Here is a 16,003-nt window from a genome sequence, read left to right as displayed (position 1 = left end):
TATCGAGTTGCATTCTGCCCTAAACTGGTCGGATGTCAAGGGTGAGAACCAGGCCGACGAGGGACGATACGCGCGACAGACTGTTCGAGGCGGCCGCCCGCATGTTCGAACGGGATGGGATCGGCGGCGCCAGCATCGAGGCGATCGCGGCCGAGGCCGGCTTCACCCGCGGCGCGTTCTATTCGAACTTCAAGAGCAAGGACGAGCTGATCATCGCGATGATCGAGGATCACGTCGAGCAGTCGATCCGGCGCAACATGGACATCCTTGCACAGCACGACAACCTCGACGATTTCATCGCGGCGCTGAAATCGATGGATCGCAGCCGGCAGGACCCGCTCGGCCGCTCTCCCCTGCTCCACATGGAGATGATCCTGTTCGTCGCGCGCGCCGAGAAGCGCCGGCCCGAGCTTGCCAAGCGCCTGCGCGCGCGACGCAAGCTGATCGCCGACATCGTCGAGGCCACGCTGAAGAGCAACGGCCGGAACGACACGCTGAACCCGCCCTGGATGGCCTCCGTCGTGCTGGCGCTGGAAGACGGCTTCCGCCTGCACCGGCTGATCGATCCCGAGACGACGCCAGCCGACAGTTTCTTGCGCGCGATTACGGATTTGCGGCGCAGGACGGGATTGGCGTCGGACTAAAAATGGCCGGAAGCAGGTTTCACAAATACGATCCAGGAGAGACGTTGGCACGGCGGTGGAATAAGTGACGTAGTATTTTCACGAATTGCAGAAGAGAGAAATCTAAAGCCCAGACCGGGGTAGCAGAAGCCGCACCTGCAGACACATTTGACAATTCTGTTTTGACCTAGCGTCTGCGCGCGGCGCCTGCGATCACCGATCTACGGCGTATGACGGGATTGGCGGGGGAGTGGACGCTCCGCCGGCTCGCGATGTCCATCACTCGCTCAGGGCAAACAGCACCTCGTTGCGGCGCAGGATCGGCAGCGTCCAGGGCGGATTGTAGAAGGCAAGCAGCGGCTCGCCGGTGACCTTGATGCCCTTCGCAGCGGCGTAATCGCGCAATTCACGGGTCTTTGCCGCGATCAGTTCAGTCGTTGCGGTCCCCGGAAAGGTGATGGCGATCATCTTGCGCGAGGCAACCGGCACCAGCCGGACTCCGCTATCGCCGGGCGCAGGCAGCGTCGCCAGGGACCATTGCGCCGGCATGATGAAGCTGACCGTCCATTGCTGCGCGCCGACAGACTGCTGCGCAACCGGCGCCGTCATCGCGATCTTGGTGGCCGATGCGTTGCGACCGAAAATGTAGGCCGCAATGCGCCGGAACCCCTCCTCGATCGCCGGCCTGCGCTCACCCGTGGTTTCGACCTCGGCGATGACCATGGGGGCATAGGTCCGGAGCTCGATCGCGCCGGATGCGTCGACGACCTCGTATTTCGGCTGCTCGACACGGCTCATCAGGGGACCGGCGGCGATGGCCGCGACAGACGCGAGGACCACGATGCCTAGCGCGATCCAGAGCAGCATGCGCGGCCTGAGACGAAACGGAGCGGACGACGGGACGGACGGAGACGGCACATTCTGCGGCTCGAAGCTCAGGGGTTGCATATCTGGCACCAAGTTGGGTCGGCATACAAGGCCGCCGCGCGCTCGCGGCGCAGCACTCTGGTAACGCAGGCCGAGCAGCCGTGGATCTCCGCCCGGATTCGCCGGGTCGGGGCGCCGCATTCCGCACAGGGCAGACCGCGTTCGACATCGACGAGGCCGAAGCCTGGCGCGCCGCAGGAAGGGCAGCATCGTGCGGTGCGGACGGCGAGCCCCCGGGCAAGACGCGCGATCGAATTCATGCGGGTCGGATTGAGATGCGCGCGCATGTCGGTCTCGAGCGCCGCCCTGCCGGCGCGCGCGAATACGTCGCCAAGCGCCGCATCGAGCTGTTTGCGGTCGCGCAGCCCCTTGGCCGGCGCACGACCGTCACGCGGCTCGGCGCGGACCACCACGGCGTGATCGGGGAAGCCGATCCGCGCGAGGAAAGCTTCGATCGGGTCGCCCGGCGCGATCGTGACATGATCGTAATTGGTCCGGGTCCGCCGGAAGACGACGATCTCGTGCCCGGTCGCCGAATCCCGCAACAGCAGCAGTTCGCGGCCGGACGCGACGAACGGCAGATCGGGATCTGGGCCGAACGCGCCCTCGCTGCCGATCCCGATCGGCGCGCCGGTCCGCGAGATCGCAAGCAGGGCCTTGGCGCGCGCGGCATCCAGCATGGTGCCGCTTCGCGCGATCTCCCCGGTGAAGGTTCCCAACGCGTCGGTATCGACACCGGGGACGGTCGAAATCGTCATCCCGAACCAGCGGCCCAGGACAGGCGCGATCGCGCGCTCCTTGCCATGCATGGTCGCGATCGCTGCCCAGCGGTCGCGATAGGGATGCTCGAGCATCGTCCCAGGCAAGCCACGCCTCATGTCGCCGCCCAGACGCCGGGACGGATGCAGCGGCGGATGGTCGATCCCGCATCGTCGAGCGAATGCAGCAGCACCCAGCCATTGCTGACGAGGTCGCGAACGGCCGCGTGACGTTGCATGACCTCGTCCATGGCCGATTCGGGCGCCACAATGAAGACGTTGAGACGAATCGGCTCGTGGACGAAGCGCGTGCCGTCGTGCACCGACTGCCAAGGCAGCCCGACCCTGAGGTCGCCCGCATTGCCTTCGAGCACGCCGAGCTGGCCGACGATGTTGTGCAGCACCTTGTTGCCGCTGCCGAACGCGGTATTGTTCACGGTCGAGCCGTAGTACTGCAGATTGATCCAGCTCGCGACCACCATCGGCGCCGTCATGATCAGCTCGAGCACGCGATAGCCTTGATCTTGCTGGTGCGCGTAGGAATGCAGGAACGCCCGGCCCGACATGTCGAGCCCACGGGTTAAGCTGCGCGGCGCGGCGATGAAAGCGGCGTTGCCGGCGAGGCCCCATTCGGGACGCACCTGCGACCAGTCATGGCTGCGTGCGGTGACGGCGGCGTCGACGCCAGCGGCGTCCCTGATCCCGAGCAGCGCGCTACGCTCGAGCCGTGCCAGATGCGCGGCCTCGGTCAACCGCTCCTTCAGCCGCGCGAGGTCCTCCGCCAGCGTCGCGGGAACGTCGTCCTCGTCGAACAGCTTGACGGCGTCCGTGGTGGTGTCGTGCAGCGCCGCGATGAACCGGCAGTCGGAGGGAATGTCGATGCCCCTTCCGCGCAGGCCCTCGCGCACCCGCGCATCGTTGAGGATGGCGGCCGCGACGCGCGCATTGGCCTCGCCGGTGTGGCCGCCGCAGGCGCCGCAGTCGAGACCCGTCGCATGCGGGTTGTTGACCGTGCTGCTGCCGTGCCCGGCGAGGAGCACGAGCCGCGCAAATGGACCGGTCAGCGACATCGCCTTCAGCACCGCTTCGGCCATGTCGACGCCTTGTCTCTCGGTGAAGCCGGTGGACCGGCCATCGAGCACGCGCGGTGTGAGGCGCGGCCCCGCCCGGGCGGCAATATCCGGGTCGAGGCCATCGACCACGGGCGACGGGACGGGCCGGGTGACGCCGGCACTGTCGGTCGCGATCTTGGCGGCAAAGCCGAGGCCGGCGGTCTCGACGAAGGAAAACGACGAGACCGCCGAGACCTTGAACGATTTCCAGGCCTTGGCGACGCGGCGCCTCAGCAGCCGCAGGCCCAGCACCTCGGCCTCCTCGACCTCGCCGGCCCCCTTGACGGCCTCGCAGACGATGAAGGCAGGCTTGAGCAAGACAGGACATTGCGCACCACCCCGCGCATGACCTATCGGGACATACTCGATCGGGAAGCCGAAGAAGCCCGCAAAGCCGATGGTCTCCACCTCGGGATAGACCGTCTCGAGCGCCCGCCGGAAGACCTCCGAGCGCACGTCGATGCAGAAAGCCGCCTGCACCGCGGGCCGCTCCTTCGAACCACCGATCGCCGCACGCCCGCCATGGCCGGCCAGTCGTGCGACCAGCTTGCGGCGGAAGACGATCTCGTAGGCCTCCTGCAGGATAATATCGACGGCCAAATCTGGCGTCTCGTCGAGCCGATGATCGGCGGGCAGCTTCGCCGCCTCTTCCATGGCCAGCGCCCAGGCCGCCTTGAACGCGGTATCGGTCCGCGCCTCGAACAGCGCAAAGCCCCATGCCAGCCGTATCGCCAGCAATTCCAGCAGCGTGTCGTCGCGCCGGCCGTCGAGCTCTGCGCTCCATCCGATATAACGCGCGTAGGCGGACCAGTTGAGATCGAACAGCGCACGGACCAGATAGTCTTCGATCGCGCGCTCGGGAATCCCGAGCCGCTCAATGATGAACCCGATTGCGCGCACCGGATCGGACGGCAGCGCCGCGACGGACTTCCTGAACCCGGCAATGCCCATGACCTCCGGATTTCGGTCATGCACCGCGAGCGCGCGCCAGGCGGCGTACGGCTTGAGCTTCCTCGCCGGATTCGGCCAGTTCGCCTGCCCCTCGTCGAAATAGCTGGCACAGAATGCCGATATCTCGTCGATCATGAACGCGACCAGCGAGACGTAACGGTCGCCCGCGGCGAGCCGGTCCAGTACTTCGGCGACGGTGGCCACGACGGCCGGCGGTGCAGCGGAGCCGGCCTCGGACCGGAGGATCAGCTTCAACCGCTCGAGATCGAGACTCGTTTCAGGGTAGACCTCCAGTGCCTCGCGCAACGCCGCATCGTCGATGCGCCCCTCATCCACCGCCCCGCGGTAGAAGGCGCGCGGCATCAAGATCCGCGTCCGCACCACGCGCTCGAAGGTCGCGGCGGTGGCCGCAAAGCTCTGGCCGGTGAATCCGAGGAAGGGATTGACGGCAACGAAATGCTTGAGCGGCCAGAGCGGCGCGACGCGCTGGCACGCGGCCACGATGCGCGCCTCGAGCCGAACATCGTGGTCTGCGTCAACGGCATCTGTCGCTTGCATCGGCTTGGCAAGGGCGGCCTGGGTCATGATGTCCCCGGATTCAAGGGTTGGACGTGAAGGAGGTCGAGGCGCGTGGCCATAGTCTCAGGACGAGACGGTTGGCGAGCGTGTTCATATAGAGCCCGTTGCGCAGGTGGACGTAGGCAGCGACCCAGAACGGCGCGTCGGCGCGGCGCATCATCTGGTTCTGGAACAGGGTCACCGCCGCGAAGCAGAGCACGACCAGGCCGGCAATCAGCAGCGGCGCGATGCCGTCCACCGGACGCGCAACGGGAACACTGCCGGCGGCGAGCCATGCCGCAACGGCCTGCAGCGCGAAGTAGACGAGAGCGACGCCGGCCGCGGTCACGGCTCCGCGGGCGACCACGAACGCATTCGGCCGCTCGTCGATCGCATTGGCCATGAGATGCACGAGGCCCATGAGCAGCACCGATCCCAGCGCGATCTGCGCCGGATTGGTGCGCAGGGTTATGCCGAGACCCCAGCCGATCAGCAGCGTCAGGCCGACAACGCTCGCAAGTGCGATGATCAGCCGGGCCGCATGCGGCTGACCTCCGGGGCCTGCTGTCCAGGAGGCCCGGGCGAGATCGATGATGCTGCCAGATGACAGGAAAGCGTGCGCCTTGTAGAGCGAATGGGCGACGATGTGCAGCAGCGCGGCCGAGAACGCGCCGAGCCCGCATTGCAGCAGCATGAAACCCATCTGCGCGACGGTCGAATAGGCGAGCTGCACCTTGACCGACGTCTGGGTCAGCATGACCAGCGAACCGAACAGGGCTGTAAAACCGCCGATCACGGCCAGCAAGTCGAGCGCGGGAGTCGCCAGCAGCAGAATGTCGCTGAGGCGCAGCACCAGGAAACCGCCGGCGTTGATGATGCCGGCGTGCAGCAAGGCGGAGACAGGGGTCGGCGTCTCCATCACCTCGATCAGCCAGCCATGCAGCGGCATCTGCGCGGATTTGAGCATTGCCGTGCCGACGATGAGCAGCGCGGCCAAGGTGATCGCGGGCGATCCGACGCTCACGCTCGCACGAGCCTGGGCTGCCAGATCCGGGAGTTCGAGCGTGCCGAACTGAAGGTACAGGAGCAATGCCGCGATCACGAGGAAGCCATCGCCGAGCCGGCTGGCGACGAACTTCTTGCGCGACGCCCGGACCGCGGCAGGCCGGGTCCCGTAAAACCGCAGGAGTTTGCCGAGCGACAAGCTGGTGGCAATCCATGCGGCGAGCAGAACGACCAGATTGCCCGAGATCAGCAGCGTCAGAACCGAAGCGAGCGTCAGCAGCAGCCATCGGGTGAACCTGACATGCCCGGGATCACCGTCGAGATAATTGCGGCTGTAGCTCACGACCACGAGACCGATGAAGCCGACCAACAGGCAGAGGATCGCGCTCAGCGCATCGACCTGGAGCGAGAGCCCGATCCCATGCGCGCCGAGCAACGGTGTTCGCGCTGCCCCAACCAGCGCGGAGGCGACGGCCGCGATGACCACGACAGCAAACGCGACCGCGGTCGCGCCGATCGACGCACGGGCAAAGTCGCGCGCGGTGCCTCGCGGACCAAGAAGCGCGGCTACGAAGAGCGTGAGTGGTGCGAGCGCATTAAGGAAAGGCAGGAGCTTGGTCATAGCGCCTCGGCAATATTGATCCGACGGCAACGGCTTAGCTTGCGGCTTCTTTTCTGCATAATTCAATTATTGAACGCGATCGTTAGATTATATAGAACGACGTCATGCCGCACCTGAACTTCCATCATCTGCGCTATTTTTGGATTATCGCGACGGAAGGCAGCATGAGCCGTGCCGCACGGCGTCTCAACGTTTCGCCGTCATCATTGTCCGTGCAGGTCAAGGCACTCGAGGAGCAACTCGGCCAGCAGCTGTTCGAACGTGTCGGACGCACGCTCCAGCTTACGGAAGCCGGGCGGATCGCGCTGGATTATGCCGGCAGCGTCTTCAAGTCCGGCCACGAGCTTATCGAGACGCTGTCGGGCCTGCGGCAGGGACGGCAATTGCTGCGGGTGGGGGCCGCAGCAACGCTGTCGCGCAACTTTCAGATCTCATTTCTGAAACCGCTGATCGGCCGTAAAGACGTCGAGCTTATCATCCATGCCGGTCTGTTCGAAGATCTGCTGCAGCTGCTCGATGCACACAAGCTCGACCTCGTGCTCGCCAACCAACCGGCGGCGCCGGATTCCATCAGAAATTTCGAGAACACGCTGATCGACGAGCAACATGTCAGCCTGGTGAGCCGCAAGCCGCCGAAGCGGAAGGCCTTCCGGTTTCCGCAGGATCTCGCCCACACGCCTATCGTGCTGCCCGGACGGGGCAGCGCGATGAGGTCCGCGTTCGATGCGCTGCTCGGCAGCAGCGGCATCGTTCCGATCATCGCCGCCGAGGTCGACGACATGGCGATGTTGCGACTGATGGCGCGCGAGAGCGGCGGTGTCACGCTGGTTCCATCGATCGTCGTCATCGACGAACTCCGCTCGGGCACGCTGGTCGAACGCGCCCGGCTCGACACGCTCCGGGAGCAGTTTTTCTGCGTCAGCCAGCAGCGCCGTTATCCGAACCCGCTGGTCGCCGAGCTGATAGGAGCGCGCGGCCTCCGCGTAGCGCGTTGACGCCACCAATCAGACCGCGGGGCAGACTTCCGCATACGCCAGAGGCTGATCACACGACGCCTCGCTTTCCCTTGGCGGAACTGTGAGCCGATCTCTGCAGCAGCGTACGCCGGGCATAGGCTTTCCGCGCGTGCATTAACGTTCCGACTGCGGTCCGCGATCTACCATCTAGGAACCGAAACGGAGATGAGTTGGTCCTCCAACGTCACCATTTCGAGAATGTATTTCAAGAAGAGGTCGGCGCTCAATCCGGTAGGATCGAATCCCTCCGCAAAACCGAATTTGGCGTTGAGCTTTTCCGCCGTTTCGTTCTTTTCAGCAAGACCCATGGCCCAGCGGTCGAACTGGCGCGAAGCCACTTCGACGGCCTCCACTAGAACGACGGAGCAGTGGCGCGGGTCGGACGCGATGCGGCAAAACAGTTCTGAAACGCTGGCGCGTTCGCCTTCGAGGACCTGCCCGAAGAATTGCCGATTGAACATGAGGCCGCCCGTGATGCCTTTCGGGCCGTTGTTCGTACCCGCGGACAAAACGATCTTCCGGAGCTCGCTACGGCGAGGATCATTCGCCTGCTTCAAGAGATTGGTGCTGTAATACGCGAGACGAAAAAGCATCGCAGTCAAACCGCGTCGCGGAAGGAGATGATCCGATCGAGAACGGGCACGGCCGGCAATGACATGAGGCCCGGCTTGGCGAAATAATAGCCTTGAAAAAGAGCTATCCCCGCCGCCCGTAGGACAGTTAGTTCCTGCTCGCTCTCCACGCCTTCGGCCAGGACGCTGATATCGAGCGCGCGAGCGATGCCGACGATCCCCGCGACGATGGCTTGCTTGGACCGACTCTGATGGATGTCCCGCAACAGCTCCATGTCGATCTTGATAAGATCCGGCTGCAGCCGGGCCAGCAGCCCAAGACCCGCATATCCCGCGCCGAAATCGTCCAGCGCCGTCCAAAAGCCGAATTTGCGGTAGGCGTCCACGATCTTCTGCACGTGGCCGGGATTGGCCATCTTCTCGTTCTCGGTGAACTCGAACATCAGGTTTCGGTGTGGGAAATTGGCTCGCTTGGCCGCCGCAAGCGACTTCTGAATGCAAGCGGTAGGCTCGTAGACGGCGTTCGGCATGAAGTTGATCGACAGGCGCAGATCGGTCCCCGTGAACAGAGCACCCGCGGTTTCGATCGCCATGACCCGGGAAGCCTGATCGAACTGATATCGGATGTCGTCTCCTACCTGCTCCAGGATCGAGAACGCCGGCTCTCCCTTGCCCCCCCTTACAAGAGCTTCATACCCCCACACTCTCTGGGCGCCTACATCGACGATCGGTTGAAACGCCATCTTGAACCTGAACGGCAATTCCGAACCCTCTCGGCATCCGACACATGCAGAACTCATTGGTCGTCCTCGCACGACAAAAAAACAATGTAGGGCGAACGCCTTTCTCTAGGGTTAATCGGGTGGCACGGAGCGGTCTCTGCCGAAATGGTTTCGCGTGGCCTGACAGGCGGAATTGCCGATCCCAGCGCCACGCGCCGCTAGGCCATGGCCGGTCCGCATCCGAGCCAAACGGCAAAAACGATCAGGAAAAGTCGAAGCGCGCCCATTACAGACTCACGTGATTAGCGTAATTGCCGTACAGCCTAGCATAATCGCTTACTGTGACAATAATCACAAAGATCGATCTGTCCGCCCTGCCATCGAGCCAGGAAAGAGGTCCAAAGTTCCGTGCTTCCATAGCGGATTCGCGGAGCGCAATTAATGGAAGACCGCTCATGGCACGTTGCTGACCCTCATTCGGAGAACCGCAATGTCTGCTTCCGGTAGGTGAGCCGACCAAGGTGAAGCAGTCTGTCAAGGGCACCGTGCCTCGTTGCAGACTTTCTTGGCGAGAGTTCGATCCAGCACCCGAGGTTGATCGGCTAGAAGAATCCGGCGCTGAGATCCAGCCCATAAGTCAGCGACAGCAGCCACACCAGGAGGGCAGCTCCACAGAACAAAGCGGTCTGCTTAAGGACATACGCCTGCCATGACGATGCGGGGAATACCCGGACGAAAGCGTCGGCAATCGTTGAAGATACAGTGAGGCGCATGATGATGATCTCGCGGATTTCGCTAACGACTTGGCTTGAGCGAGGGTCGTGCTTCACGCACGGGTTCGCGGTTTCGCTGTCGGCGACGGCGAGATTCTTCGATCTCCCAAAGAGCCCATACTAAGCTGGCCCCAAGGCAACCGGAAATCAGCATGAGCAAAAATGCTTGCTCGCTAACGGTCTGGGTCACATAATTTCCAGTGCGAATAAGCGATCCGGTCAGGGAATGTTAACCGCCGGCAGCGGGCCAGAGGGGCGGATTACCGCTTTGAGGGGCTCTTCGGCGAATACCACGAGCGCAATCAAAGCGGCACATGCCAGGATGGTGAAAAAGCCGAGCCGCCATCGCCCCTCCGTTCGGTCGTCGTCAGGCGTGTCAAGCCGGCGCGCGCCCGTTGCTCTGCGCATCGTTAATCTCCGAATATCGTGACTTTGAGAGTACCCGTCTTCCCAGCACTCGTGCCGAATATTGCGACAATTGATGCGCCTGAAAACTACCTAGAAAGGTGGTTCGTAGTCTTTTATGTATGCCGGCGCGGGTCGGTGATCAGCGCACGCTTTGGGAATGACATGCATCTCTCCACGGATCCTACCGATCCGCAAAATCAAGAAGTCTACGCACTCTGGGATCAGCTTGCCGAGTTCTCGGTCGGCGACAGCGACGCGGCACTGACACACCTGCTGTCCGCACTGCGTACCATGTTGTCGGCGCGCAACGCGCTATGGGGTGTGGTCGTGCGATTGCCTTCGCCGAAGCGGGCCGATCCCTTGCTCGGCTGGCGTCCGCGCCTCGTCCGGGTGCTGGACCCGATACCGGCGGTGGCTGCATCCGTGCAGAAGCAGTACGATACGCTCTGGTCCGACAACGTCGACCTGTCTCAGATCCTGTCGATGTCGGGAGATGAGCCGTTCCGCGTCCGGCTGCTGTTCGAAGCGCTGCCGCCGGAATGGTTCGAGGGCGAGCACTATCGGCGGCACTATCTGGATGTCGGATTCGCCGACAGCATTTCCGTGCGCATTGCGCTCAATGACGACGTGAGGATTCGCCTGTTCGTATTTCGCGATGCGCAGGCACCCCGCTTCACGGTGCAGGACGGCGCGCGTCTCGGCTTCGTGATGCGCGCCTTGAGATGGTTTCACCGCCAACAACTGCTCAGCCACGGCCTGCTCATCGCCAACGCAGCCCTGACGCCCGCTGAACGCAGGGTGTTGCTCGCATTGCTCGACGGGCACACCGAAAAGCAGATCGCGCAGAGGCTCGACCATAGTCCGAACACCACGCATTTCCATGTCAAGTCGATCTACGCCAAGTTCGGCGTCGGCAATCGGTCGGCTCTCACTGCGCTGTGGCTCGGCAAGCTGCGTTAGCGAATAGCCGGCGTAGTCTTATGCGGTAAACTGCGGTGCATTGCGACCCAGTGGGATCAGTGATTCAGTCTGTCTAATTGGCAACACTCAAGATCATGATGGGTCATCGGCAAGTCGAACAGGAAGCAAGGGACCCGCCCATTTCCCTTCTGTCGCGCGGAACGGGTTCATTTGGCAAGGCCGCCGCGCCAGGCTTTACTACACTGCCTCCATTCCAAGTGGCCATCTCCGGGCTGCACGCGATCACTCTGGACGTGCCATCCGTTAGCAGATCCGTCCGGATCCGGACGTCGCATATCGACGCGAAGCCGGCGACCACCGGCGACGACAGCTTCAGCTGGATCGGGAGCTCCAAGTTCTCCGGCACCGCTGGCCAGCTGCATTACGTTTCCGAACACGGCAGCACGATCGTGGAGGGTGACGTCAACGGCGATCGGATCGCCGATTTTCAGATCGAGTTGAAGGGAAAGGTCGCCTTGAGCGCGTCTGACTTTCTTCTTTGAAGCTTTTTTTCATGAGAGATCTATGGCAACTGAGCCAAGCAGCCCGCGCGAGGAGCGGCTAGAGAAGCTTGTTGGCGAAGAGTGGCAAACAGCTGCTCAGATCCGCCGTCTCTTTGGAGGAGAGTCAGTCAGCGTGATTAAAGCGCTCGATTGTTTGTGGAGGGCTGGGCGCATCGAGGAAGACGCCCAGGAGATCGAGATCGGCGCAAAGCGTCTGGGCGGCGGCGGCGCCTTCCAACTTGTCCGCTATCGCCGTCGGGCTATGTAAACAGGGTGCTAGGGCGTAGTTCAGCTTCGGGTCAAAATCGGTCCTGCCATCGCTCGAATTGGACCAAAGTACGTCTCCAATCGTCTCAAAGCGGACGTGGGATTGGAAGGACTCCGGGCTGAAAATGACCAGCCTCACTAGCTGAGGAGGTCAACATGACCGATATCCCAAGCACCATCCCTGCCATCTCGAAACAAGGTCCTTGGAACAAGGGGACGATCGTCGGCGCAAAGCCGCCGCTCCGTCCCAAGCACGTCTGGTCAATCCGAACCAAGCTCCAGGTCGAAGGCCGAACGCGTGATCTGGCGCTGTTCAACGTCGCCATCGACAGCAAGCTGCGCGGCTGCGACGTAGTCGCATTGAGAGTCGATGACGTTGCGCCGGGCGGGTACGGCCGATCGCGCGATCGTCCGACAGAAGAAGACCGGCCGGCCAGTCAAATTTGAACTGACGGAATCAACCCGGCAGGCAATTGACGATTATCTACGGGCTACTTGCAAGAAGTCAGGAGAATACCTCTTCACGAGCCCGCGGCGGAGTGGGCATTTGACGACCCGCCAGTATGCCCGTCTCCTATCTCACTGGATCGCTGACATCGGATTGGATCCGCACTTGTTCGGGACGCATTCTCTTCGCCGCACCACAGCGACCTTGAACTACCGCCGAACCGGCAACCTGCGAGCTGTGCAGCTCCTACTGGGGCACACCAAGATCGAAAGTACCGTCCGGTATCTCGGCATCGAGGTCGATGACGCCCTCGCGATAGCCGAACAAGTCGATGTCTGATTTCGGGGGCAGAGCAGACCGCCTCTGCTTTGCCTTCACAGGCGGCTTCGGGCCGATTGTGTTGAAAAAGGCGACTGTTGCGACGCAGTGGGATCAGTGATTCAGTCAGTCTAGTTTGCAGGACTGAAGATCATGATGGGACATCGACAAGTCGAACAGGCTGCGTTGTTCTACGAGTTCTCGCTGGAGAGGCATGTTCCCGCCGACCATTTACTCCGGTCGATCGATAGATTTGTCGACCTTGAACAGGTCAGGCAGGACCTGGCACCCTTCTACAGTAGCATCGGTCGACCTTCGATCGATCCCGAGCTGATGATCCGGATGCTCTTGATCGGTTACTGCTTCGGCATTCGATCGGAGCGGCGCTTGTGCGATGAGGTGTAAGCGGGGCTGCGAGGCCCGTCAGATTGTTTGTGCGTAGACCTGTGAGCGCCGTTAGAAGAGCCATCTTCTGCAAGGGTGCTCACAATGGACGACCATTCGGACGACATAAGACGACCGTTGTCACCGCGCATAGAAGTGTACGCCGGCGGCGGCCGGAAACAGTGGCCAGATGATTTGAAGGCGCAGATTGTCGCGGACAGTCTTGAGCCGGGCGCGATCGTAACAGATGTCGCACGTCGCCATCGCTGCCGGCCCCAGCAGGTGCATGACTGGCGGCGCCGGGCGCGTTCAGGTCAACTGGTGCTGCCAGCTGCGGGGGGAGCACTGTCGTTTGTGCCGTTGGTGTCGGAATCGTCGCCATCGGTGGCTGCAGCTCCCTCCGGGTCGCCGGAAGCAGCCGTTGTGACGGTTGAGCTCCATGGGGCACGAGTTGAGGTGCGAGGGACGCCTGGCCTTGCCGTGTTGAGTGATGTGTTTGTTGCGTTGCGCCGGACACGTTCATGCTGACGGCTCCCGCTGGCCTCATGACTTATGTTGCGACCCGACCTGTAGACTTCAGGAAGGGCGCAGATGGCCTGGCGCTGTTGGCGAAGGAGACGCTGGGCCACGATCCGATGAAGGGCGTGGCGGTGGTCTTCCGTGCGAAGCGCGCTGATCGGGTGAAGATCGTTGTCTGGGATGGTAGTGGCCTCGTGCTGTATTGGAAGCGGCTTGAGGGCAGCGCCTTCAAGTGGCCGCCGGTCGTTGACGGCGTCATGCGAATGAACGCCGCGCAGTTGTCCGCGCTTCTGGCCGGCATGGATTGGACACGTATGCATGCGCCTCGAATCCCGCAGCCGAAAGCGCTTGCGTAGGACATAAAATCTTCGCTGCATCGGGGCGCGAAGCATGGCAAGCTCTGGTCAATGAGTGATTTGCCTGATGAGCTGCCGAGCGATCCAGCCGAGTTGCGCGCCTTTGCCGCGGCTCTGCTGGATCGCTGCGCCAGGCTCGAGCGGTTGCTCAAGCTTGCAAAAGACGCGCAGTTCGGTCGATCCTCGGAAAAGCTTGACGCTGATCAGCTCCAGCTTGTTCTGGAGGATATCGATCAGGCTGTCGCGGCTCTCGAGGCAGCCGAGGACCGCGCCAATCCCAAGACACGCGAGAAGAGAGCTGCCGAGCGCAGGGCCAATCGTGGCAAGCTGCCGGAGCATTTGCCGCGCATCATCGAGACCCTGGTGCCCGCTGCAACCTGCTGCCCGTGCTGCGCAGGCGACCTTTTTGAGATCGGTCACGATGAGAGCCAGAGGCTGGACGTCGTGCCGGCGCAGTATCGCGTCATCGTCACCCGCCGCCCCAAACTGGCCTGCCGCGCCTGTCACGGCGTCGTCCTCCAGCATGCTGCTCCCGAGCGATTGATCAGGGGAGGACTGCCGACCGAGCGGCTCGTCGCGCATGTGATCGACGCCAAGTATCATTGGCATTTGCCGCTCTACCGCCAGGCGCAGATGCTGACGACGCACGGTATCGCCATCGACCGTTCCACGCTCGCCTTCTGGGTCGGCTACGCCGCCCAGGAATTGAAGCCCTTGTGGCATCGTCTACGCCAGCTTCTGCTCGCCTCTTCGAAGCTCTGTGTCGACGAGACCCCCGCACCGGTTTTGGATCCGGGGCGCGGCAGGACCAAAACCGGCTATTTCTGGGCGCTGTCACGCGATGACAGGCCCTGGGCCGGACCTGACCCACCTGGTGTGGTTTACGCCTATGCACCGGGCCGTGGGGCCGTTCATGGCTTGCAGCTACTCGAGGGCTTTCGCGGCATCATCCACTGCGACGGTTATCAGGCTTACAAGACTATGACCCGAGAGACGCGTGCGGACGCCTTGTCCGGGACGCTCGCCTTCTGCTGGTCGCATCTGAGGCGCCAGTTTGTGAAGATCGAGCGCGAGGCCGCTCCGGCGCCAGCTCCGGTTGCCCGCGAGGCTCTCGAGCGCATCGCCCAGCTTTACGCGATCGAAAAGCCCCTCCGGGGCCGGTCGGATGCCGAGCGCCGTGCTGGCCGGCAGGCGCATGCCCGGCCTTTGGCTGCAGCTTTGAAGCAATGGTTTGAGGCAATGCTTGATCATCTTGCCGAGAAGAGCGATACGGCGAAGGCTCTGCGCTATGCGCTGCGTCACTGGGACGGCTTGACGCTCTATCTTGATGACGGGCGCATCGAGATGGACACGAATGCTGTCGAGCATGCGATGCGGCCGATCAAGCTCAACGCTAAGAACTCCCTTTTTGCCGGTTGCGACGAGGGCGCCGAGAATTGGGCAGTTCTGGCTTCGTTAATCGAGACCTGTAAGCTCAATGGCGTCAGTGCCGAGCACTGGCTCGCTGATGTTCTCGCGAAGCTCGTCAATGGTTGGCCTGCGGCGCGACTGGACGAACTGCTCCCTTGGGCGTCGACCTATACGATGCATGCACACGATCCGAGGCTGGCGGCATGAGCCTGAACACGACCGCGGTCCGGATCAAGGTAACTCTCAAGGATGTGAAGCCGGAGGTGATGCGTCGCCTTGTCGTACCCGTTACCCTGCGCCTTGATCGGTTGCATCTGACGCTTCAGGAGGCATTCGGCTGGACGAACAGTCACCTCTTCGAGTTCTTCGCTGGTGAGGCACATTGGGGGATTCCCGACCCCGACAATGATTACGGCCACCAGCCCATGGATGCCCATAAAGCGCGGCTTTGCGATATCGTTCGAGAGACCGGCGCCAAGACGATCCACTATCTCTATGACTTCGGCGACAGCTGGGACCATGTGATCAAGCTCGAAAAATGGTTCGACAACACCACGACGGAGGGCATGCCCTTCCTGCTCGAGGCCGCCGGTCGTTGTCCTCCGGAAGACGTCGGCGGTGCGCCAGGCTATGCCGAATACCTCGACGCCATCAGCGACCCTGCTCATCCGGAGCACGAACATATGCGCCGCTGGGGCCCGGAGCGGTTCGATCCCAACGTGATCGATCGGAAGGCCCTCGAGGCCGCCGTCAACGCGTTGTCCGACACATGGAAACCGCGGCGACGCGCC

General features: G+C 62.6%; 16 protein-coding genes and 2 pseudogenes. 11 read left to right on the top strand and 7 right to left on the bottom strand.

The features are described 5' to 3' along the window. Nucleotides 1–32 precede the first annotated feature (32 nt). Nucleotides 33–644, top strand: coding sequence for a TetR/AcrR family transcriptional regulator (locus tag JQ621_RS12645; RefSeq protein ID WP_212235047.1), 612 nt, complete (start codon nucleotides 33–35; stop codon nucleotides 642–644). 258 nt (nucleotides 645–902) lie between these two features. Here the strand turns inward: JQ621_RS12645 and JQ621_RS12640 are convergent, their stop codons facing one another. The 4 genes from JQ621_RS12640 to JQ621_RS12625 are packed head-to-tail and all read right to left on the bottom strand — an operon-like array spanning nucleotide 903 to nucleotide 6,556. Continuing rightward, a complete protein-coding gene (locus JQ621_RS12640) occupies nucleotides 903–1,571 on the bottom strand; it encodes an SOUL family heme-binding protein (protein WP_312015414.1) in 669 nt (222 codons plus the stop codon). Then, nucleotides 1,559–2,416: a DUF6671 family protein gene (locus JQ621_RS12635; protein WP_212235046.1), complete on the bottom strand. Its 858-nt coding sequence runs from the start codon at nucleotides 2,414–2,416 to the stop codon at nucleotides 1,559–1,561. Before JQ621_RS12635 ends, JQ621_RS12640 begins: the two co-directional genes overlap by 13 nt. Before the next feature lie 8 nt (nucleotides 2,417–2,424). Beyond that, nucleotides 2,425–4,956 carry a YbcC family protein gene (locus tag JQ621_RS12630; protein WP_212235045.1) on the bottom strand — a complete coding sequence of 844 codons (2,532 nt, stop codon included), beginning with the start codon at nucleotides 4,954–4,956 and terminating at the stop codon, nucleotides 2,425–2,427. A gap of 13 nt (nucleotides 4,957–4,969) precedes the next feature. Continuing rightward, nucleotides 4,970–6,556: an NADH-quinone oxidoreductase subunit L gene (locus JQ621_RS12625; protein WP_212235044.1), complete on the bottom strand. Its 1,587-nt coding sequence runs from the start codon at nucleotides 6,554–6,556 to the stop codon at nucleotides 4,970–4,972. A gap of 104 nt (nucleotides 6,557–6,660) precedes the next feature. Between JQ621_RS12625 and JQ621_RS12620 the strand changes: the two genes are divergently transcribed. Continuing rightward, complete coding sequence (locus JQ621_RS12620) at nucleotides 6,661–7,551, top strand: LysR substrate-binding domain-containing protein (protein ID WP_212235043.1); 891 nt, start codon at nucleotides 6,661–6,663, stop codon at nucleotides 7,549–7,551. 161 nt (nucleotides 7,552–7,712) lie between these two features. On the opposite strand, the gene JQ621_RS12615 is transcribed toward JQ621_RS12620, so the two are convergent. From JQ621_RS12615 to JQ621_RS12605, 3 genes are all read right to left on the bottom strand, one after another. Then, on the bottom strand, nucleotides 7,713–8,165 hold the full coding sequence (locus JQ621_RS12615) for a BLUF domain-containing protein (RefSeq protein WP_212235042.1): 453 nt from the start codon (nucleotides 8,163–8,165) through the stop codon (nucleotides 7,713–7,715). Between the two features lie 5 nt (nucleotides 8,166–8,170). After that, on the bottom strand, nucleotides 8,171–8,944 hold the full coding sequence (locus tag JQ621_RS12610) for an EAL domain-containing protein (protein WP_212235041.1): 774 nt from the start codon (nucleotides 8,942–8,944) through the stop codon (nucleotides 8,171–8,173). 524 nt (nucleotides 8,945–9,468) lie between these two features. After that, entirely contained in the window at nucleotides 9,469–9,696 is a 228-nt protein-coding gene (locus JQ621_RS12605) for a hypothetical protein (RefSeq protein ID WP_212235420.1), read from the bottom strand. Nucleotides 9,697–10,209: 513 nt separating this feature from the next. Here JQ621_RS12605 and JQ621_RS12600 point away from each other — a divergent pair. The 9 genes and pseudogenes from JQ621_RS12600 to JQ621_RS12560 all read left to right on the top strand — a co-directional run. After that, on the top strand, nucleotides 10,210–11,007 hold the full coding sequence (locus JQ621_RS12600; RefSeq protein WP_212235040.1) for a helix-turn-helix transcriptional regulator: 798 nt from the start codon (nucleotides 10,210–10,212) through the stop codon (nucleotides 11,005–11,007). Between the two features lie 77 nt (nucleotides 11,008–11,084). Then, nucleotides 11,085–11,510, top strand: coding sequence for a hypothetical protein (locus tag JQ621_RS12595; RefSeq protein ID WP_212235039.1), 426 nt, complete (start codon nucleotides 11,085–11,087; stop codon nucleotides 11,508–11,510). A gap of 22 nt (nucleotides 11,511–11,532) precedes the next feature. Beyond that, a complete protein-coding gene (locus JQ621_RS12590; protein ID WP_212235038.1) occupies nucleotides 11,533–11,778 on the top strand; it encodes a hypothetical protein in 246 nt (81 codons plus the stop codon). A gap of 155 nt (nucleotides 11,779–11,933) precedes the next feature. Then, nucleotides 11,934–12,564 (top strand): annotated as a pseudogene (locus tag JQ621_RS12585) (tyrosine-type recombinase/integrase). Nucleotides 12,565–12,696: 132 nt separating this feature from the next. Next, a pseudogene (locus tag JQ621_RS12580) lies at nucleotides 12,697–12,945 on the top strand (transposase); the annotation flags it as partial. Between the two features lie 87 nt (nucleotides 12,946–13,032). Further along, entirely contained in the window at nucleotides 13,033–13,455 is a 423-nt protein-coding gene (gene tnpA / locus JQ621_RS12575) for an IS66-like element accessory protein TnpA (protein WP_212235037.1), read from the top strand. Continuing rightward, on the top strand, nucleotides 13,449–13,802 hold the full coding sequence (gene tnpB, locus JQ621_RS12570) for an IS66 family insertion sequence element accessory protein TnpB (protein WP_212235036.1): 354 nt from the start codon (nucleotides 13,449–13,451) through the stop codon (nucleotides 13,800–13,802). Before tnpA ends, tnpB begins: the two co-directional genes overlap by 7 nt. A gap of 51 nt (nucleotides 13,803–13,853) precedes the next feature. Then, nucleotides 13,854–15,419 (top strand): IS66 family transposase, encoded by a 1,566-nt coding sequence (tnpC, locus tag JQ621_RS12565; protein ID WP_212235035.1) that lies wholly within the window; start codon nucleotides 13,854–13,856, stop codon nucleotides 15,417–15,419. Then, nucleotides 15,416–16,003: plasmid pRiA4b ORF-3 family protein (locus tag JQ621_RS12560; RefSeq protein WP_212235034.1), on the top strand; the 588-nt coding region annotated here is incomplete at its 3' end. The genes tnpC and JQ621_RS12560, both read left to right, overlap by 4 nt.

The sequence above is a fragment of the Bradyrhizobium manausense genome, from assembly GCF_018129685.1.
GTDB classification, from domain to species: domain Bacteria; phylum Pseudomonadota; class Alphaproteobacteria; order Rhizobiales; family Xanthobacteraceae; genus Bradyrhizobium; species Bradyrhizobium manausense_D.
Note: the sequence above shows the minus strand (reverse complement) of the source record. Positions and strands in the feature narration are given on the sequence as shown.

Excerpts from the sequence above, each read along its gene's own strand:
- JQ621_RS12645 (WP_212235047.1), top strand. The coding sequence starts at position 33 with ATGTCAAGGGTGAGAACCAGGCCGACGAGGGACGATACGCGCGACAGA.
- JQ621_RS12640 (WP_312015414.1), bottom strand. The coding sequence starts at position 1,571 with ATGCAACCCCTGAGCTTCGAGCCGCAGAATGTGCCGTCTCCGTCCGTC.
- tnpB (WP_212235036.1), top strand. The coding sequence starts at position 13,449 with ATGCTGACGGCTCCCGCTGGCCTCATGACTTATGTTGCGACCCGACCT.
- JQ621_RS12615 (WP_212235042.1), bottom strand. The coding sequence starts at position 8,165 with ATGCTTTTTCGTCTCGCGTATTACAGCACCAATCTCTTGAAGCAGGCG.
- JQ621_RS12630 (WP_212235045.1), bottom strand. The coding sequence starts at position 4,956 with ATGACCCAGGCCGCCCTTGCCAAGCCGATGCAAGCGACAGATGCCGTT.
- JQ621_RS12600 (WP_212235040.1), top strand. The coding sequence starts at position 10,210 with ATGCATCTCTCCACGGATCCTACCGATCCGCAAAATCAAGAAGTCTAC.
- JQ621_RS12590 (WP_212235038.1), top strand. The coding sequence starts at position 11,533 with ATGGCAACTGAGCCAAGCAGCCCGCGCGAGGAGCGGCTAGAGAAGCTT.
- JQ621_RS12625 (WP_212235044.1), bottom strand. The coding sequence starts at position 6,556 with ATGACCAAGCTCCTGCCTTTCCTTAATGCGCTCGCACCACTCACGCTC.
- JQ621_RS12610 (WP_212235041.1), bottom strand. The coding sequence starts at position 8,944 with ATGAGTTCTGCATGTGTCGGATGCCGAGAGGGTTCGGAATTGCCGTTC.
- tnpA (WP_212235037.1), top strand. The coding sequence starts at position 13,033 with ATGGACGACCATTCGGACGACATAAGACGACCGTTGTCACCGCGCATA.
- tnpC (WP_212235035.1), top strand. The coding sequence starts at position 13,854 with ATGAGTGATTTGCCTGATGAGCTGCCGAGCGATCCAGCCGAGTTGCGC.
- JQ621_RS12620 (WP_212235043.1), top strand. The coding sequence starts at position 6,661 with ATGCCGCACCTGAACTTCCATCATCTGCGCTATTTTTGGATTATCGCG.